The organism is Duganella levis (assembly GCF_009857605.1).
GTDB classification, from domain to species: Bacteria; Pseudomonadota; Gammaproteobacteria; order Burkholderiales; family Burkholderiaceae_D; genus Rugamonas; species Rugamonas levis.
In genome coordinates this window covers 65,523-83,990 of the sequence record NZ_WWCT01000006.1, presented here as the reverse complement: position 1 = coordinate 83,990, position 18,468 = coordinate 65,523, and the positions used below count along the sequence as shown (strand labels likewise).

Genomic DNA, 18,468 nt, shown 5'->3' with positions numbered 1-18,468 from the left:
GAGACACCATGAGCATCGAACAGAAACGCGCCTCGCGCCGCCATACCCTCGGCCTGCTGTTTGCAGCGGGCGTGATGGCGGCCGGCGCAGGCCAGTCGCAGGCGCAGACGCCGGCCAAGCAGGAAATCCGCATCGGCTATCAGAAGTACGGCACGCTGACGCTGCTGAAAGGCCGCGGCACGCTGGAGCAGCGCCTGGCCTCGCGCAACGTCACCGTAAAGTGGACCGAATTCCCGGCCGGCCCTCAGCTGCTGGAAGGCCTCAACGTCGGCAGCGTGGACTTCGGCACGGTAGGCGAAGCGCCGCCGATCTTTGCGCAGGCGGCTGGCGCCAACCTGGTTTATGTCGGCAACGAGCCGCCGTCGCCCGGCAGCGAAGCCATCGTCGTGCACAAGGATTCCAAGCTGCGCAGCCTGGCCGATTTGAAAGGCAAGAAGGTCGTATTGAATAAAGGCTCCAACGTCCACTACCTGCTGGTGAAGGCGCTGGAAAAGGCGGGACTGGGCTACAAGGATATCGAAGTGGTCTACCTGCCGCCGGCCGATGCACGCGCGGCGTTTGAGCGCGGTAGCGTGGATGCGTGGGCGATCTGGGATCCGTTCCTGGCCGCCGCCGAGAAGCAGCTGAACGCACGCGTGCTGGCCGATGGCAAAGGGCTGGTCGCGAATCACCAGTTCTACCTGGCCGCGCGTCCGTACGCTGAAAAGAACAGCGACATCGTCCGCATCGTGTTGGAAGAAATCGCCAAGGTTGATGAGTGGGGCGCCAAGAATCCGAAGGACGTGGCGCAGATCCTGTCGGCGCAAACCGGACTGGATATCGACATCGTGGCGCTGGCCGCCTCGCGCTACAGCTACGGCGTCAAGCCGATCAGCGCCGACGTGCTGGATCAACAGCAAAAAGTCGCGGACGCTTTCTCGAATCTGAAACTGATCCCGAAACCGATCGCGGTCAAGGACGCAACCCTGCCGGCCAAACAGCTGGCGGCGCAATAAGGAAGTCAACGATGTCTCTGAATCTGTTCTGGTTTATTCCGACCCACGGCGACAGCCGCTACCTCGGCACCTCCAAGGGCGCGCGCGCCATCGACGCCAACTATCTGAAACAGGTGGCGGTGGCCGCCGACACGCTGGGTTATGACGGCGTGCTGCTGCCGACCGGCCGCTCGTGCGAAGACGCGTGGGTGGTGGCGTCGTCGCTGATCCACGTCACACAGAATCTCAAGTTCCTGGTGGCGATCCGGCCTGGCCTGACCACGCCGGGCCTGGCGGTGCGCATGGCGTCGACCTTTGACCGTCTGTCCAACGGCCGCCTGCTGATCAACGTCGTCACTGGAGGCGACCAGGGCGAGCTGGAAGCCGACGGACTGTATGCCGACCACGCCAAGCGCTACGAAATCTCGGATGAATTCATCCGCGTATGGCGCGCGTCACTGGCCGGTGAGGGCGGCGACAAGGGTTACGATTTCGAAGGCAAGCACATTACGGTGAAAGGCGCCAAGACGCTGTATCCACCGGTGCAAAAGCCGTATCCGCCGCTATACTTCGGCGGCTCGTCGGAGCCGGCGCACGAACTGGCGGCCGAGCAGATGGACGTCTACCTGACCTGGGGCGAACCGCCTGCCGCCGTGGCGGCGAAGCTGGAGGACATCCGCGCGCGCGCCGCCAAGCGTGGTCGCACGGTCAAATTCGGCATCCGCCTGCACGTCATCGTCCGCGAAACCAATGAAGAGGCCTGGCGCGCCGCCGATGAGTTGATCAGCAATCTGGATGATGAAGTCATCGCCAAGGCGCAGGCGTCGTTCGCCAAAATGGATTCGGTAGGACAGCAACGAATGGCAGCTTTGCACGGTGGCCGCCGTGACAAGCTCGAAGTATCCCCCAACCTCTGGGCCGGCGTGGGACTGGTGCGTGGTGGCGCCGGAACCGCGCTGGTGGGGGACCCCGAAACCGTGGCCGCGCGTATCAAGGAATACGCCGACCTGGGTATCGAGACCTTTATCTTCTCGGGTTACCCGCACCTGGAAGAATCGTATCGTTTCGCGGAACTGGTGTTCCCGCTGCTGGGCAAGGGCAAGGACCACGGCGAGCAATCGCTGACCGGCCCATTCGGCGAGATCATGGCCAGCGATATCCTGCCCAAGAAGAAGGCCGCGTAGATGAAGAAGCAAAGTGTATGGGCGCCTTGGGCATTGCCGGTGCTGCTGATCGTGGTGTGGCAGGCGTCGTCGCAACTGGGCTGGCTATCGAGCCGCATCCTGCCGGAGCCGTGGGCGGTGGCCAAGGCTTTCTGGACGCTGGCGGTATCGGGCGAGCTGTGGGTGCACCTGCGTACCAGCTTGTGGCGCGCGATCATCGGTTTCGCCATCGGCGCTGGCCTGGGCCTGGCGCTTGGGCTGCTGACCGGCAGCTTCCGCCGCGCCGAGACGCTGCTGGATACGACGCTGCAAATGGTCCGCAATATTCCTGCGCTGGCGCTGATTCCGCTGGTGATCCTGTGGTTCGGCATCGACGAAACGGCCAAGCTGTTCCTGCTGGCGGTGGGCGTGTTCTTCCCGGTGTACCTGAACACCTTTCACGGCATCCGGTCGGCGGACCAGGGATTGATCGAGATGGCGCGCAGTTACGGCTTGTCCGGCTGGCCGCTGTATCGCGATGTGATTCTGCCGGCGGCGCTGCCATCGATCCTGGTTGGCGTGCGTTTTTCGCTCGGCCTGGTGTGGGTGCTGCTGATTGTGGCGGAAACCATTTCGGCGCAAGCGGGCATCGGCTACATGACGATGAATGCCCGCGAGTTCCTGCAAACCGACGTGGTGCTGGTCGGGATTCTGTTGTACGCCTTGCTGGGCAAGGCGGCTGACCTGGTGTCGCGCGGATTGGAGAAGCACTTCCTGCGCTGGAATCCGGCTTACCGTTAAGGAGATCGCATGTTTATTTCTACCAGTTTATTTGATACCGGCGCGCTGCCGCGCGAGAGCGCTACCTGGACCAAGGCATCACCGGCGCCGGCGGCACGCCGTCAGGGCGTGGCGCTGAATCTGGAGAGTGTCAGCAAATCCTTCGGCGCGCGCCAGGTGCTGCATGATGTGCAGCTGGAGCTGCATCCGGGCGAATTCGTCGCCATCGTCGGCCGCAGCGGCTGCGGCAAGAGCACCTTGCTGCGCGCGATTGCCGGGCTGGAGACCACCGACAAGGGCAGCGTCAAGGTCGGCGCCGGCAATCTGGCGTCCAGCATCCGCATCATGTTCCAGGAAGCGCGCCTGCTGCCGTGGAAGACGGTGCTGGAGAATGTGGCGATCGGCCTGCCGCGTTCCCTGAACGCGGCGGCGGCCACGCTGGCGACGGTCGGCCTGGCCGAGCGCGCGAACGACTGGCCGGCCGAGTTGTCCGGCGGCCAGCGTCAGCGCGTGGCCCTGGCGCGCGCGCTGCTGCACGAGCCGCAGTTGCTGTTGCTGGATGAGCCGCTTGGTGCGCTGGATGCGCTGACGCGGATCGAGATGCAGCAGCTGATCGAGTCGCTGTGGTTGTCGCGCGGCTTCACCGCCGTGCTGGTGACGCATGATGTGCAGGAGGCCCTGGCGCTGGCCGACCGCGTGGTGCTGATCGAGGAAGGACGGATCACGCTGGACATGAAAGTCGACCTGCCGCGTCCGCGCGGACGGGGGAATGCGGCGTTTGCCGCGCTGGAACAGCGCTTGCTGGGCCGCATCCTGAATCAAACGCCGGCCGAGAGCAATATCGCAGCGGCTGCCTGAGGGTAATAATTCCGATACAATCGATTTTATCGATAGTAAGGCGGTAAATTTTTCGTTTTACAACTTTAGATGTGGCGCGCATAATCGTCCTCACTCGAACAATCTTGTTCACCACTCTAGGAGTTTCTAAATGAAAAAAATCGTTGCCCTGCTGATCGCCGCTGGTTTCTCGCTGTCCGCCTTTGCCGCTGCTGATACCTTCGTTTCCGACGCTAACCACACCTTCTCCAGCTTCAGCTACAGCCACTTTGGCTTCAGCAATCAGCAAAGCCGTTTCAACAACACCACCGCCAAGGTCACGCTGGACCGCGCTGCCAAGACTGGTTCGGTAGAAGCAACGATTGACGCTAAATCGGTCGACACCGGTTCGAAACTGTTCGACGGCCACATCCAGGGCGAGCAATTCCTGGACACCGCCAAGTTCCCAACCATCACCTACAAGTCGACCAAGGTCAACTTCAAAGGTGACGAGCCATCGACCGTTGAAGGCAACCTGACCGTCAAGGGCGTGACCAAGCCAGTGACCCTGACCATCACCAACTTCAAATGCGCTGACCACCCAATGGCCAAGAAACTGGCTTGCGGCGCCAACGCCACCGCCAAAATCAAACGCACCGAATTCAACGCCGGCGCCTACGCACCAAACGTTGGCGACGACGTGACCCTGACCTTCGCTATCGAAGCCATCAAGGAATAATCGGCACTCGCTGAATGAGGAGCCCGATCCCGCGTGGGATCGGGCTTTTTTTATTGTGGCAGGAACCAGCCGATCAGTGCGCCTGCGGCCAGTAGCCAGAGCAGGTGGATGCGGGTGCGCCAGATCAGCAGGCCGGCGATCAGTGAGATCAGCCACAGCGGCCAGTCGGTTGCGGCGTCGCCCCCGGCCGATGCGAGGATGATGCCGACCGAGATCATCAATCCGACCACCACCGGCGCCATGCCTTGCTTGAAGGCGCGCACACCCAGCAGTTCGCGGTTTTTGTGGCCCCAGCGCGCGGCGCAGTAGGTCAGCGTGGTGCTTGGTATCAGAATCCCAAGCATGGTCACCGCCACGCCCGCCAACGCGGCCACGTAGCTGCCGGCATTCAAGCCCACATTCCAGCCCATCAGCGCGACGAACAGCACGTTGGGGCCAGGCGCGGCCTGGGCGATGGCCAGCGAGTTATTGAACTGCGCTTGCGTCAGCCAATGATGTTCCACTACCAGGTAGCGGTGCATCTCGGTCGAGGTCGATACCGCGCCGCCGATCGACATCAACGACAGCAGCATGTAATGGCCGAACAGGCCGATCCAGTCCGCCAGCGTCAGCACGATGTGGATGGGGGCGTCGTTCATGGCGTTGTCTTTTTCAGCTTGCGCCAGGTCAGCGCAAAACTCAGGCCGCCGAGGATCAGCAGCGTGTAGGCCAGCGGCAGGTGCAGCAGCAGGCCGAAGCCCATGCAGGCCAGTACGATCAGCCCGGTCAGCCAGACTGGCAGTGGATGCTTGCGCAGCGCCGCCCCCAGCTTGACGCCGGTGGCTGTGATCAGCCCGGTGGTGACGGCCGCCATGCCGCGCAACGCACCCGCCACGCCCGGATGGTTGCCGTAGTGCGCGTACAGCACGGCCAGGCCCAGCACCACCAGCAGCGGCACGCACAGCATGCCTGCCAGCGCCGTCAGCGCGCCGCGCAGGCCGAAGTAGCGGTCGCCGATCATCAGCGACAGGTTGACTACGTTGGGGCCGGGCATGATCTGTGCGACCGCCCAGTCTTCGATGAATTCTTCCTGCGTCAGCCAGCGCTTGCGCTCGACCATCTCGCGCTGGACAACCGCCAGCACGCCGCCAAATCCTTGCAGCGCAAGAAGGGTGAACGAGATGAACAGATCCAGCAGGGAAGTAGGGCGAGGGCGCTCGTCAGTCATCCCGCATTATAGAACGGAACATTTTAATTGCGGAATGATAGGAGCCTGACATTGACTTTGTCCGGTCGTCGTCCATACTCGTTGAGCGCATCACAGATCGGGGCGGCAGCCTCTCCACTCTCGCAAGGATCATGATGAATGTCTCGCTCGTCCAGCAGTCCCGCCACAACGAAGAATGCAGCGCAGTCGTCAACCGCGGCATCCTGGTGCAATCCAGTTTTAATACCGTATGTGCGATCGAATACATGAAGTCGCACAACGTCGATCCCAAGGTGATCGAACGGGTGTTGCTACACCCGGACCAACGCCGGGAAGTAACGCATTGATATGCCTTCCCGGCGTTTACTTATGCACAAATCATGTTGGCAAGAATTTTTTTGAAAACTTTTCGCGTTACAATCCGTGAGTTTGTAAGTCATTGATTTTTAAGGCGATTGGTTTTGCCTGTTGGACGGGCAGTTTGTAGAAAACCGCGCCGTTACAGGCTGTATCCGTTGTCAATGGGGGGCTATCCACATAGTTATGCACAGCATTTGTGGATATCTGGAAAAACGCCACTAGAATCCGGGACTTAAGCCAAACTTAAGGCGGAATTCAGAGCGGAACTTTTAGCGCCTGCAGTACGCTACCGACGATGATGGCGCCGCCGTTGTCACCGGTCACCGTTACCCGCAGGCGCACTTCCTGTCCGTCGCGTCGCCAGGTGGTGATGACGTCGGTCCATGCTTCGCCGTCTTTGAGCGCTTGTAGCGCGTCGGCCAGCTGGTCCTGCGGATAGGGCGGGGCGTGCAGCAGGCGCGCGTCGGCGCCCAGCAGTTCCTCGCGGCTGTACTGGAATACGGCGCACAGCTTGTCATTGACTGACGTGATGTGGCCGCGACCATCCAGCGTGGCGATCACCGCGTGCTGGTCGACCGCGGCCAGCAGCTTGCGCGCCGCATCCAGCTCCACTTGCAGCGCCTGCGTGCGGCGATGCGCTTCTTCCAGTCCTGCATAGGCGCGCAGCGACGAGATCACCGTGGTGAACAGTTTGCGCGTGGTCAGGTCGGTCTTGCACCAGAAATCGTTGATGTCGTAATCGAGAATAATGCTGTGTTCTAGCGCCTGGCCCGGCTGGCCGGTGCGCAGCACGATGCGGACCAGGTTGTTATGCAGGGTATCCCGGATCTGGCGCGCCACATGCAGGCCGGCGTCGCTGGTCTCCATGATGACATCCAGCAGCACCAGCGCGATGTCCGGCGTGTTGCGAAGCACGTTGAGCGCTTCCTCACCGCTATAGGCGTGCAGGAAGCTCAGCCGGCGGCCCTGGAAGCAGGCATTGCTGAGCGAAAATTTGGTGACCACGTGTACATCGACATCATCGTCCACGATCAGCACCCGCCATGGCGGCGGCGCTGGAGTGGCATTGGCGCTGCCGCTGCGGACCTGGCTGCCCGGCGCCTCGTCTTCTATCATCCAATCGGTATCGTCGTCGTTCTGATTCATGCAGGTTCCCATGGTAAGTCGAACTAGCCGCACTCCAGAGTGACACTATTCCTTGCCAGCACTTTTGTCAAAGGATTCCCGGTGTGGCGTAACAACGGTGTCACGCTTCCCACTTATGCACAGAAAACTTATTTTCAAGTCCGCCGAAATACGCTCGCCGTCAAGTTTTTACAATTTGTAAGTCGTTGATTTTACGAGAGAAAAAATCTGCCTGTGGATTAGGCATTTTGTTGTACAGCCCGCCGTTACAGGGCTTCTTGGCTGTCAAGAGGCGCTTATTCACACCCTTATCCACAGTTGATGTGGATATCTGGAAAAACCACTTTAAATACGCTGGTTTATCCCTTTTTGCTGAGAAAATGCTTGCGCTATGTCTTCTGACAGATGGCGGCTGGTCAGGATAAGGAAAACCACCAGCGCATGCAAGGCCAGCGCAAAGGTGATGCTGACGTTGGCCTGGTCGCCTGCCAGGGCCGGGTAGGCCAGCAGCGCCAAGGCGGGCGACAGGCCGTAGCGGTCGGCTTTCAGCAGCTGTTTGGCGTCGAAGCGGACCCAACCGATTATACCGGCGCCGAACAGCACCCAGCCGGCTGTCTGGTAGTCAAGGTTGGCCAGCACCAGGGCGGCAAGCAGGGCAATGGCGCTGATCGGCAGTGGCAGGGAGTGAAGGCGGGCTTTGATGTGCATGATCGTGCTCTCTAATCTGTGGAAACTTGTGACCAGATTAACGGCTCCACGTTGATTGGTAAAATTTATTGTATCTATATTTGCGATAGATTTTACTTATACTTAAATTTTCGTCTATCATATAAGTCTCATCAACAAACTAATTGCCCACCTGTGAGCCGCCGCCTTTTCCCGTTGTTATTGGTGTTGGCCCTCTTCATGCCGCGCGCGTGGGCGTTGGATAGCAAGGTCGCGCTCAGCGATTACCATCACGATATCTGGACCGGCAAGGATGGCGCTCCCGGCGAGATCGGCGCCATGGCGCAAACTGCCGACGGCTGGCTGTGGATCGGCAGCAGCAACGGCCTGTACCGCTTTGACGGCCTGCGTTTCCAGCGTTTTGAGGCGCTGCCAGGCGAAGCCATGCCCAACCGGCCGGTGACGGCGCTCAAGGCATTACGCAATGGCGACCTGCTGATCGGCTACATCTTCGGTGGCGTCAGCCTGCTGAGCCACGGCCATCTCACCCATTTTCCCGCGCGCCTCGGCCCCATTCTGATGGGCGGCGTGATCAACGTCATCAAGGATGACGACGGCATGGTGTGGGCCGCCACCAATGACGGTCTGCTGCAACTGCGACAGGGCGCCTGGCGCGAAGTCGGTGCCGAGATGGGGTTGCCGCCAGGACGCGTGTCCAACATCCTGATCGACCAATATCGGCAAGTCTGGCTGGCGGCCGGCGAGCAGTTGATGGTGCTGGCGCCTGGCGCCAAGCGTTTCCGCGCCGTGCTGAGCGGCTACAAGGCTGTCAACCTGAGCGAGTCGCCGGACGGCCGGCTGTGGCTGGACACGCACGAGCAGCTGATCGCCGTGCCATCCCAACACACGGGACCGCAATTGCCGCGCCCCGATAGTCTGGTGCTGGGCGAAGGGCAGGAAAACGGCTTGTTCGACCGCGATGGCAATTACTGGGCACTGAATTGTCCCGGCATCTGCCGCACCGACGGTATTGGCCAGCGGCCCAACGGCATCTATTCGCCGACCGCAAAGCCGGACAGCAGGCTGGACCAGCCATGGCAGGTCAGCAGCCTGACCGGCAACCTGGTGTTCGAGGATCGCGACGGCAGTATCTGGATCGGCACCTCGTCGGGCGTGGAGCGCTTCCGCCATAACCGGTTGACCCCGGTGCGGCTGACGGGCGGCGAGCGTTTTTTCAGCTTTGCGCTGGATGAGGCAGGACGGGCGCTGGTGCTGGGCAAGCCCACCAACGAACTGTGGCAGCTGAACGCCGACGGCCGCGCCAGGCTGCTGGAGCGCGGCGAACCAACCGATTACGGTTCACTGTCCAACGGCGCCGATGGTTCGCTGTTGCGCGGCGGCCCGCAGCATATCGAACGCCGGCGTGGCAACACGCGCGAAATCATCGCCTATCCGGAAGGGCTGCTGGAGCACGGCGTGGTCGAGGCCATGCGCATCACGGACGACCGCCGCGCACTGTGGCTGGCCATGTCGCGGCGTGGCCTGTATCGCCGGCTGGATGGTAAATGGATGACGCAGGCGGAGCTCGGCATACCAGCCGGCATTGCGTTTGCCGCAGCCGGTGCTGCCAACGCGCCGGGCACCATGTGGTTCGGCTATAACGATGGCCTGGTCGTCCATTACGACAATGGCCGGCTCACGCGTTACGCGCCGCAGCCGGACGGCGATGTCGGCACCATCACCTTTGTGCATGCCGGACCGGAGGTGGTCATCGGTGGCAACGCCGGCCTCGCCGTGCTCAGCGGCACAGGCTTCCAGCGGCTGAATACCGCCGATGCGGATGCGCTGTCGCGCGTCTCCGGGATGGCGATCTCGGCCAATGGCGACCGCTGGTTCAACGGCAGCAAGGGCGTGGTGCTGGTGCGCGCGGCCGATTGGGCGGCCGCCATCAGCCAGCCCGGCCACCTGCTCAAGTACGTGCTGTTTGGCGTGCTGGACGGCTACCCCGGCTTTGCCGCCATTTCCAATCGCTTGCAGAGTGCGATCGCCGACAAGGACGGCCAGCTGTGGTTTGCCGGCGTCAGCGGCATCGCCCGCCTCGACAGCACGCGCAGCTACGCGCCGCCGTCGCCGCCGCTGGTCAAATTGCAGACGCTGGTGGCGCAAGGCAAACGCTATCTCGATTTTTCGCAGCCGCTGCAACTGGCGCCGGGCACCACTTCGTTCCGCATCGAATACACCGCGCTCAGCTACACCATGCCGGATGGCCTGCGTTTCCGCTACCGGCTGGAAGGCGTGGACGCCGACTGGCAAGACCCCGGCATGCGCCGCGCCGTTTCCTATACCAATCTCGGACCGGGCGAGTACCGTTTCCGCGTGGTGGCGGTAGACCAGTTCGGCCAGTGGAGCACGGACGAATCCAGCATGACGGTGCGCATCCTGCCCACCTTTATGCAGACGCCGCTGTTCTACGTGCTGGCCGCGCTGGCGACGGCCGGTGTGTTGTACCTGCTGTATCTTTTATGGTTGCGCCAGGCCACGCTGCGCTTAGCCGCCCGCATGGCTGAGCGCGAACGCATCGCCCGCGCGCTGCACGACAGTTTCCTGCAAAGCGTGCACGGCCTGACGCTGAGCTTCCAGTCTGCGCTTGGCGGCCTGGCGGCCGATTCGCCGGCGCGCGCCAAGATCGAACGCGTGCTGCGGATGGCGGACAAGGTGATGGAAGAGGGGCGTGACGAGTTGCAGGAATTGCGTTCCGGCGCAATGGGCGACGGCGACCTGACGCGCGGCCTGCTGCTGGTGGGGGAAGTGCTGGAGGAAAGCCATCGCGCCGTGTTCAGCCTGCGCACGCAGGGAACGCCGCGCGCCATGCAAGAGCTGGCGGCCTGCGAAATCTACAGCATTGGCCGCGAGGCGCTGATGAATGCCTTCCGCCACGCCGATGCGGCATCGATACAAGTGGAATTACATTATGGCGCCGGCCAGTTCAGCCTGCAGGTGCTGGACGACGGCAAGGGCATCGAGCCGGCGATCCTGAACAAGGGCAGCTCCGGTCATTGGGGCTTGACCGGGCTGTTCGAGCGCGCCAACCGCGTCGGCGGCCAGTTAACGCTAGACAACCGCGACAGCGGTGGCGTCCGCGTGCGCCTGATCGTGCCGGCCGCGCGCGCCTACGCCGGGCAGGCGCGCTGGAAACGCTGGTTCAATTAAGCAGCTTACATCTGCGCCAGCAGCTTGCGCACGGCGCCATGCGCCATCACCAGTTCCGGACCGTCGTGCAGCAGCGCGTTGTACTTGGCGCGGAATTCCTGGTCGCCTTCCTCGCACGGGCCGATCAGCATTTCCAGCGACTGGCGGAAAGCCTTGGCTTCTTCGCGCGTGACCGGCTCCGGATCATCAAGGCGCTCGTCGATTTGTGTCATCAGGCCGGACAGTTTTTGCAGCCAGGCGAAATGCGGGTGGTTGGTAATCAGCTGCAAATGCTCCAGCGGGCTGCCGACGGCGCCGAAATACTGGGTTTCCAGGTTGATCAATTGTTTGTGCAGGTCGCGCAGGGCGCGAGTCAGGTCATTGAGTTGTGTCTTCATGGTGCGCTTATCTTAGCAGAGGCAAGATCGGTGCGACGCCTATATTTAGATGAGTGGTGTTTGCGGCTTTCACCCCCTAAGATGGATTTTCCCTTTACACCACATGGAAACACCATCATGAGCAATCCGAAATTAGAAGTCCTGACGCCGCAAAACAGCCAGCTGATCTTCATCGATCACCAGCCGCAAATGGCGTTTGGCGTGCAGTCGATCGACCGCCAGGTGTTGAAGAACAACACCGTGGCACTGGCCAAGGCAGCCAAGGTGTTCAATATCCCGACCACCATCACCACCGTGGAAACCGAAGCCTTCTCCGGTCACACCTACCCGGAACTGCTGGACGTGTTCCCAGAGAAAGAAATCCTGGAACGTTCGTCGATGAACTCGTGGGACGACCAGAAAGTGCGCGATGCACTGAAGGCCAACGGCAAGAAAAAAGTTATCGTGGCCGGCCTGTGGACCGAAGTCTGCAACACCACCTTCGCCCTGTGCGCCATGCTGGAAGGCGACTACGAAATCTACATGGTGTCGGACGCTTCCGGCGGCACCTCGAAAGAAGCGCACGACCAGGCCATGGCGCGCATGATCCAGGCTGGCGTAGTGCCTGTCACCTGGCAGCAAGTCATGCTGGAATGGCAGCGCGACTGGGCCCGCCGCGAAACCTATGATGGCGTGATGGCCATCGCCAAGGAACACTCGGGCGCCTATGGCATGGGCGTGGACTACGCCTACACCATGGTGCACAAAGCGCCGGAACGCACCAGCACCCAACACAAGGTGCTGGCGGCAGTGCCGGCCAAGTAAGCTAGAACACGCTGAGCAAGCCGCGCCGGGCCGCCACTGTGGCGGCTTCGGTGCGGCTGGCAACGTTGAGTTTGGCCAGAATATTATTGACGTGGAATTTGACGGTGCCGACTTCGATGTCCGCGCTGCGCGCAATCATCTTGTTGCTCTTGCCGGTAGCCAGGTGGGCCAGGATGTCCAGTTCGCGCCGCGACAGCTGGCTGGTGGCCTTGCGCTCGGCCAGCTTGCTGGCCACTTCGGCCGGCAAGAATTGCTGGCCCCTGGCCACAGTGCGCAGGCAGTCGACCAGTTGCCGCGAGTCGCCGTCCTTCAGCAGGTAGGCTTTGGCGCCGGCGCGCAAGCCGCGGAAGACGTCTTCGTCACCCTGGTAGGTGGTGAGGATGACGATGCTGGCGCTGCTGTCCTCGGCGCGGATCTGCTCGATGGCCTCGACGCCGTTCAGGCGCGGCATGCTGAGGTCCATGATGACCACGTCCGGCCGGTGCTGGCGGTATAGTGCGACTGCTTCGAGGCCGTCGGTGGCTTGCGCCACCACGCGGAATTCCGGCAGCGTCGCCAGTAGCGAAGTCAGGCCGGCCAGGATCAGCGGGTGATCATCCGCGATCAGGATCGAGATGGGGTCCATAAGGTGTACTCCTTGAAACTCAGGTGAAAAACGGTGCCGTGCGGTTGTCCGGGTTCATTCCAGATGCGGCCGCCGTGCGACTGGACGATATTGCGGCAGATCGCCAGGCCCATGCCGGTGCCGCCAGGCTTGGTGGAAAATAGCGGATCGAAAATCCGCTCGGCCAGCGCCGGCACAATGCCGACGCCGTTGTCGGCCACGCTGATGCGCAAGCCGTCATCGGCCAACGCGGTGTGCAGCGTTAGCATACGCGGGCGGTCGTGCAGATCGCGCGCCGCCTCGATGGCGTTGACGATCAGATTCATCACGACTTGCATCAGTTGCACACGGTCGGCATGCAGCTGGAAGTCCGGGGCATAGATTTCGGTCACGGTGATGCATTGTCGGCGCAACTCGCTGCGTAGCAGTTGCAGCACGTCGCGCACCACATCGTTGACCACCAGCGAGGTCCGTTGCGGCGCGGCCTGGCACGCCATGCCGTGCAGGCTGCGCACCATCGCCGACGCGGCGGTGCTGGCCTCCAGCACCATGCGCAGCGCGGAGCGGGCCTGGTCCAGATGTGGCGGGTCCTGCGCCAGCCAGTGCAGGCAGGCTTGCGCGTTGAGCGTCACAGCCGCCAGCGGCTGCTTGACTTCATGCGCGATGGAAGCGGCGAATTCGCCCAGCGCATTGATGCGCGCCGGTCGCAGATCGGGAGTGGGCTTGATACTTGCCATGCTGCAGCTCCAGTGATGTTAAACAGTTTGCGTCAACACACATCATGCAGGATAGGCCGGAAGAGGGACATACGGCAGATTTGCAATAAGCGGCATACCCGATAGGGTTAGTCGCTTATTGCTAGCCATTTCTACTTATTGCTATGGATTAATGCTTGGGGAGCTTGCGGGCGTCTCATCGTAGTTCAGCGGCAACCATTGATACTCGCCCTGGTGCTGGCGAATATGGCCGAGGCCGGGGAAAGCGATGTGGGCTGCGGCCACCATCAGTTGCTTGCCGGTGACCAGTGCCAGCAGCCGCGCGCGCGTGGCTTGCGCATTCGGCTCGCTGCTGTCGTACTTGAGCGTGGCGCTTGGATGGGGGAACTGGATGCCGGCCACGTGCACGATGTCGCCCCAGATCAGCAGCTGCTGCGACTTGTTCTGCACCAGATAGGCGGCGTGGCCTGGCGTGTGGCCGGGCGCCGGCAGCGCCTCGATGCCGGGTTCGAGCGGGCCGAAGTCCTTGTATGGCTGGTAATGCCCGGCCGCCTTGTACGGCGCTACCGCCGCCTGCGCCGCATCGAAGAAAGTCGACAGGAACTCCGGCGCCTTGGCCTTGTTGGCCGGCGTCAGCCAGTAATCGGCCTCGGCTTGCGACAGGCGCAGCACGGCATTGGGGAAGGCGGCCTGACCGTCGCGCATGATGCCGCCGGCATGGTCCTTGTGCAGGTGGGTCAGGTAGACCTCGTCCACCTGCTCCGGTTGGTAGCCGGCGGCGCGCAGATGCGCCATCAGCTTGCCGCAGCACGGACCGTACAGCGCACCGGCGCCGGCGTCCACCAAGATCAGCTTGCTGCCGGTGTTGATCAGGAAGGCGTTAATCGAGCCTTGCACAGGCAGCTTGAGGTCGACCTCAGCCAGATCCTGTAAGGCTTGCTGTTGCGTGATGTTGGTCATCACGGTATCCACCGGGAACGGATGGGTGCCGTCGGACAGCGCGGTCACCTCAAAGTCGCCCAGCATGATGCGGTAGTAGCCAGGCGCCTGGCTCTTGGCCATCGGCGCGGCGGCGTGGACCAGGCCGGCATAAGCCAGCAGACAGGCCGCCATCAAGCGGCGCGGGAATGCAAACATAGTCTCTCCAGTGACAGGCGTAAAGCCAGCATACTAGGCGTTGCAGTGGCCCGCGGCTACTGGCTATTAGATTAGTTCAGGTGGACCAGGCCGCGCTTGGCGGCCACCATGGCGGCCTCGGTGCGGGTGCAGACGTTGAGTTTGGACATGATGCTCTTGACGTGGAACTTGACCGTGCCAACGCCGATGCCGGCGGCGCGGGCGATGACCTTGTTGCTCATGCCGGTGGCCAGGTGCATCAGGATGTCGCGTTCGCGCGGGGTCAGCTGGTTGCCGTGGATGCGGCTGGCCAGCTTGACGGCCAGTTCCGGCATCATGAATTTCTTGCCTTGCAGGACGGCGTGGATGCAGGTCATCAAGTCGTCGAGCGGGGCGCTTTTCAGCATGTAGGCGTGGGCGCCGGCGCGCATGCTGCGGTCGGCATCGTCTTCACCGTCGTGGCCGCTGAGGATGATGACCTTGGCGTCCGGATGCTGGGCGCGGATGCGGCCGATGGCTTCGACGCCGTCGCAGCCCGGCATGTTCAGGTCCATCAGCAGCAGGTCGGGGTGCAGGCGGTCGCACATCTCCATGGCTTCCTGGCCGTCGCAGGCCTGGCCCAGCAGCGTGAACTTGCCGTCGGACTCGATCAAGGCGGCCATGCCGGCGCGGATCAGCGGGTGGACGTCGGCAATGAGAACGGATGCGGTATTCATGGTCTGGATCTCCAGGTGAGGTTGATGAAGTCATTCTCGTCAACCTTGGCCGCTGCGTATAGTTATACGTTGGTATAGGCGGCGCGCGCATCCGCGTGGCAGCGTTGATGTTTCAGCTGTCAGAATGTTCAGTCAAGCGCTCAAGTGCTCAAGCGCATCCGATCACTGGGGTGGTCTCAGTCACCTCGATCATGCACAATGCTTCGAGCAGGTGCACCAGTTCGGCCTGACGGCGGGTGCCGGTTTTGTGGAACACTGCACTTAAATGGCTTCGGATGGTGGCCATGGAAACGCCCGAGCTAGCAGCCAATGAACTTGGTGTGGCGCCGTGCAACACACCCAGCGCAATGCGTGCTTCTGAAGCAGTCACGCCGTACAGTTGCTGTAGCAGTAACGCTGGCGTGTCGCGTGGCGTATGTCCGTCATGTAGCAAAACTAGCGCAAGCTGAGCGCGGCCGCCGCCGCAAGGTGCGTGCCGTTCCGGTAAAGGCGCGACAAGGATCTGCAGCGGTGCGCCATCCATACGCCCGGCAAGCATGGCCCCGGCCACGCGGCGCGCGGCGCCGCCGCAGGCGTGCACCAGCAAACGAGCCAGGCGAGGGCCGTCGATACCTGTGAGAGCAAGACGCTCCGCTGCACTGTTGATACAGCGATGCTTTTTCACAATTGTCTCGGCCGCCTTATTTGCCAGCGCAATACGACCACTTGCATCCACCACCAACAGCGGCGTTTGCAGACCGGCGAGTAGATCCGCACATATCGATTTTTCAATGGTGAGCGCGCTAAAGCGGCGACGTAGAAGTAAGGCGCGTCGAATATGTGGAAGCACTTCACATAGTTCCGGGGACGCATGCCAGGAATATGCCTGTTTCAGGCCAAACTGAAACACCAGAAAACTATCGCCTGTGTCGTTGCGAGCTAGTGGCGTCGCAATGATTGACTCAAGTCCATAGTCACGCATGAATTCCTGATAAAAAGCGCTACGGCCCATCATCTGCGTATTCAAATGCTGATGGTCGATATACCAGCCACCCACAGCGATCCGGTCGATGTTGTCGCGTGTGGGGTCAAGCACATGGTAATAATCGGAAAATTGCTGGCGGCACTTTGGCGGCAACTCCATGCTTTCATGTAGCACGGTTATGTTGCGTGTCCGTTCCCAAGTGGTCAAGGCAACGTGCGTGCTTGCGGCAATTAAACGTAGCGAATTTAAAGCGTCTTGCCATGCCGCAGGTGATGTCACGCCCTCATAAAATTGTTCGACAGCGCTGTCGGCAAGGCGTGCGAGATTCGTCATGGTTGCTCTCCCATCCGCCGAGAAGGCGCACGCAAAATAAACCACACCAATTCATTCAGATGAATGATGACGTGACACGCTCTTGATTCTACGCTCACCACCGATGGATACCGATTCGCTATCGAGCAAACTCCATCAAAAAATCCATTGCTAAGCGACTTTTATGAGGAGAAGACCATGCCAGATGACAATATCCCAGTACTCGATATCAAGCCAGGCTTGTTTCCTGCCGAAGTGCAGGCAGCCATCAGCGCCGCCGCATCGCAGGGTGAATTATTTTCGGTAAACGGCATACGAGCGTTCGGTGGCCAAGTTCTAAAAGCTGGTGTCGTAACATTTCAGCCTAATTCCAAACTCATCCTCAGCGATTACGATCATCCCTGGGTTGCCATTGTGATGAATCAACTGCAGTTCGTGGACACAAATAAAGATGCCACGTTGAAGCTTACTGTTGATTGGCAAGCCAATGTATATCAACCGCCACCACCACCACCCACGCCTGCGAAAGGGGGAAAGGCGGGAGTCACTTACGATGGTCCACGTGGAACGGATGGCGCGCGTGGTAGCGACGGTCAAAAAGGTGACGATGCGCCGGCCACTCCAAAACTATATATCGTGTGTGGCGGCGTCGCCGACAAGCAAAGCCAACCTATCCCCGCTGCATTGAAATTGTCCGTGAGCGCAAACGGTTACTCAGGCAGTAATGGCACCAATGGCGGCCAGGGCGGTGTTGGCGGAGACGGCGGTGATGGTGGCGACGGTGAAATGGGCGGTGGCCTTTTCGACGGCTGTAAGCATAGCGCCAGTAATGGCGGACCTGGTGGAATTGGCGGACAAGGCGGGGCTGGTGGACGCGGCGGCAATGCAGCTTCTGGAGCAGATGTGGTACTAATAGGTCCGAATGACGCGTGGGTGGCGCTTTCATATGCGGCGTTCGAGCTTAATCCCGGCGCGGTGGGCCAAGGCGGCTACGCAGGGACTTCCGGCCCATCCGGACGCGGTGGTGCTAGGGGAGCGCATCCGGGAAGTTGCGGCGGTGGGGAAGAAGGTCCAACGCCAGCCACGCCTGCGACGGCGCACGAGCAGGCAGCCCATGGCGCTGAGGGACGGATTGGGATAATCACCAAGGTGATTGACAATAATATAGCGCGCTTCTTTTGACGACGAAAAGGGGCTTAGGCGCTGAGCAGCTTGAGGCGCTCCAGCTCAGCCAGAAAGCGCTCGGCGGCAAGGGCGGGCGGCCACGGTTCCCACGGCGTGCCGCCGTAGATGGCGTGCAGTGGGTCGTCGTGCAGCGGTGGTACGGTGATTTTCAGCGTCTGCTGTACTTCCGTGGCGGACCAGCCGGCGATGTGGACTGCTTCGCTGGCGGCTGCCAGGCGGTCGGCGAGTTTGTGGGCGGCGTATTCTTTTGCGGTCCAGCCCGGCAGACCGTAGCGCAGGAAGACGGCGGCGTCGAGTTTTTGCGACAGGGTCTTGAAGGCATCACCCAAAAAAGGCTTGAGCGGCGAGATGCAGTCAAAGCCCAGCAGGCCTTCTTCGGCATCGTGCAGCAGTTCGCGCAGCGCCGCCAGCGGCGGTAGCGTCAGGCCAGCTGCAGTGCAGGCAGCGATGCGCACGTGCATCACCGTTAGCGAGTGTTGCGCCACCGACAGCGGCAACGGCCACGCCGAATGGCCGCCCCAGCGATAGGTGCGCGCCAGCCCCAACGCCAGGTCGCTATCGTCCCAGTCGAAGGGCGTGGGGTCGAGCAAATCGAGGCGCCGTCCGGACGGCATGCGCACCCAGGCGCGGTGTTCGTGATGATCTCTGGCCATGCTTCATTCTACACCGCCATTCG

20 protein-coding genes are annotated in these 18,468 nt (G+C 61.5%); 9 read left to right on the top strand and 11 right to left on the bottom strand.

Annotated features, from left to right (window positions below):
- The first annotated feature begins 8 nt into the window (after nt 1–8).
- From GTP69_RS09890 to GTP69_RS09870, 5 genes are all read left to right on the top strand, one after another.
- Nucleotides 9–995: a sulfonate ABC transporter substrate-binding protein gene (locus tag GTP69_RS09890; RefSeq protein WP_161054730.1), complete on the top strand. Its 987-nt coding sequence runs from the start codon at nt 9–11 to the stop codon at nt 993–995.
- A 17-nt stretch (nt 996–1,012) separates the two neighbouring features.
- A complete protein-coding gene (gene ssuD / locus GTP69_RS09885) occupies nt 1,013–2,158 on the top strand; it encodes an FMNH2-dependent alkanesulfonate monooxygenase (RefSeq protein ID WP_202424372.1) in 1,146 nt (381 codons plus the stop codon).
- A complete protein-coding gene (ssuC, locus tag GTP69_RS09880) occupies nt 2,159–2,917 on the top strand; it encodes an aliphatic sulfonate ABC transporter permease SsuC (protein ID WP_161054728.1) in 759 nt (252 codons plus the stop codon).
- A gap of 9 nt (nt 2,918–2,926) precedes the next feature.
- Nucleotides 2,927–3,754 (top strand): ATP-binding cassette domain-containing protein, encoded by an 828-nt coding sequence (locus tag GTP69_RS09875; protein ID WP_161054727.1) that lies wholly within the window; start codon nt 2,927–2,929, stop codon nt 3,752–3,754.
- A gap of 130 nt (nt 3,755–3,884) precedes the next feature.
- A complete protein-coding gene (locus tag GTP69_RS09870; RefSeq protein ID WP_110849482.1) occupies nt 3,885–4,451 on the top strand; it encodes a YceI family protein in 567 nt (188 codons plus the stop codon).
- Nucleotides 4,452–4,501: 50 nt separating this feature from the next.
- Here the strand turns inward: GTP69_RS09870 and GTP69_RS09865 are convergent, their stop codons facing one another.
- Both GTP69_RS09865 and GTP69_RS09860 read right to left on the bottom strand, forming a co-directional pair.
- Nucleotides 4,502–5,089 (bottom strand): chromate transporter, encoded by a 588-nt coding sequence (locus tag GTP69_RS09865; protein WP_161054726.1) that lies wholly within the window; start codon nt 5,087–5,089, stop codon nt 4,502–4,504.
- Nucleotides 5,086–5,658, bottom strand: coding sequence for a chromate transporter (locus GTP69_RS09860; RefSeq protein WP_161054725.1), 573 nt, complete (start codon nt 5,656–5,658; stop codon nt 5,086–5,088). The genes GTP69_RS09865 and GTP69_RS09860 overlap by 4 nt, the downstream gene beginning before the upstream one ends.
- Nucleotides 5,659–5,792: 134 nt before the next feature.
- Between GTP69_RS09860 and GTP69_RS09855 the strand changes: the two genes are divergently transcribed.
- A complete protein-coding gene (locus GTP69_RS09855) occupies nt 5,793–5,984 on the top strand; it encodes a hypothetical protein (RefSeq protein WP_161054724.1) in 192 nt (63 codons plus the stop codon).
- A 268-nt stretch (nt 5,985–6,252) separates the two neighbouring features.
- On the opposite strand, the gene GTP69_RS09850 is transcribed toward GTP69_RS09855, so the two are convergent.
- Nucleotides 6,253–7,143 carry a PAS domain S-box protein gene (locus tag GTP69_RS09850; protein WP_161054723.1) on the bottom strand — a complete coding sequence of 297 codons (891 nt, stop codon included), beginning with the start codon at nt 7,141–7,143 and terminating at the stop codon, nt 6,253–6,255.
- Between the two features lie 324 nt (nt 7,144–7,467).
- Nucleotides 7,468–7,830, bottom strand: a complete 363-nt coding sequence (locus GTP69_RS09845; RefSeq protein ID WP_161054722.1) for a hypothetical protein — start codon at nt 7,828–7,830, stop codon at nt 7,468–7,470.
- 198 nt (nt 7,831–8,028) lie between these two features.
- Between GTP69_RS09845 and GTP69_RS09840 the strand changes: the two genes are divergently transcribed.
- Nucleotides 8,029–10,998 carry a sensor histidine kinase gene (locus tag GTP69_RS09840; protein ID WP_161054721.1) on the top strand — a complete coding sequence of 990 codons (2,970 nt, stop codon included), beginning with the start codon at nt 8,029–8,031 and terminating at the stop codon, nt 10,996–10,998.
- A 5-nt stretch (nt 10,999–11,003) separates the two neighbouring features.
- On the opposite strand, the gene GTP69_RS09835 is transcribed toward GTP69_RS09840, so the two are convergent.
- Nucleotides 11,004–11,375, bottom strand: a complete 372-nt coding sequence (locus GTP69_RS09835; RefSeq protein WP_161054720.1) for a hypothetical protein — start codon at nt 11,373–11,375, stop codon at nt 11,004–11,006.
- Nucleotides 11,376–11,492: 117 nt separating this feature from the next.
- On the opposite strand from GTP69_RS09835, the gene GTP69_RS09830 reads away from it, so the two are divergent.
- Nucleotides 11,493–12,179, top strand: coding sequence for a hydrolase (locus GTP69_RS09830; protein WP_161054719.1), 687 nt, complete (start codon nt 11,493–11,495; stop codon nt 12,177–12,179).
- A 1-nt stretch (nt 12,180) separates the two neighbouring features.
- Here the strand turns inward: GTP69_RS09830 and GTP69_RS09825 are convergent, their stop codons facing one another.
- From GTP69_RS09825 to GTP69_RS09805, 5 genes are all read right to left on the bottom strand, one after another.
- Nucleotides 12,181–12,804 (bottom strand): response regulator, encoded by a 624-nt coding sequence (locus GTP69_RS09825; protein ID WP_161054718.1) that lies wholly within the window; start codon nt 12,802–12,804, stop codon nt 12,181–12,183.
- Nucleotides 12,783–13,520 carry a sensor histidine kinase gene (locus GTP69_RS09820; protein WP_161054717.1) on the bottom strand — a complete coding sequence of 246 codons (738 nt, stop codon included), beginning with the start codon at nt 13,518–13,520 and terminating at the stop codon, nt 12,783–12,785. The genes GTP69_RS09825 and GTP69_RS09820 overlap by 22 nt, the downstream gene beginning before the upstream one ends.
- Nucleotides 13,521–13,661: 141 nt before the next feature.
- A complete protein-coding gene (locus tag GTP69_RS09815) occupies nt 13,662–14,636 on the bottom strand; it encodes an MBL fold metallo-hydrolase (RefSeq protein WP_161054716.1) in 975 nt (324 codons plus the stop codon).
- A 71-nt stretch (nt 14,637–14,707) separates the two neighbouring features.
- Nucleotides 14,708–15,331, bottom strand: a complete 624-nt coding sequence (locus tag GTP69_RS09810) for a response regulator (protein ID WP_202424362.1) — start codon at nt 15,329–15,331, stop codon at nt 14,708–14,710.
- A gap of 148 nt (nt 15,332–15,479) precedes the next feature.
- Nucleotides 15,480–16,628, bottom strand: a complete 1,149-nt coding sequence (locus GTP69_RS09805) for a helix-turn-helix transcriptional regulator (RefSeq protein ID WP_161054715.1) — start codon at nt 16,626–16,628, stop codon at nt 15,480–15,482.
- Nucleotides 16,629–16,805: 177 nt separating this feature from the next.
- Here GTP69_RS09805 and GTP69_RS09800 point away from each other — a divergent pair, with 177 nt between their 5' ends.
- Nucleotides 16,806–17,789 (top strand): hypothetical protein, encoded by a 984-nt coding sequence (locus tag GTP69_RS09800; protein WP_161054714.1) that lies wholly within the window; start codon nt 16,806–16,808, stop codon nt 17,787–17,789.
- 14 nt (nt 17,790–17,803) lie between these two features.
- On the opposite strand, the gene GTP69_RS09795 is transcribed toward GTP69_RS09800, so the two are convergent.
- Nucleotides 17,804–18,445 (bottom strand): phosphohydrolase, encoded by a 642-nt coding sequence (locus GTP69_RS09795; protein ID WP_161054713.1) that lies wholly within the window; start codon nt 18,443–18,445, stop codon nt 17,804–17,806.
- Nucleotides 18,446–18,468: the final 23 nt, after the last annotated feature.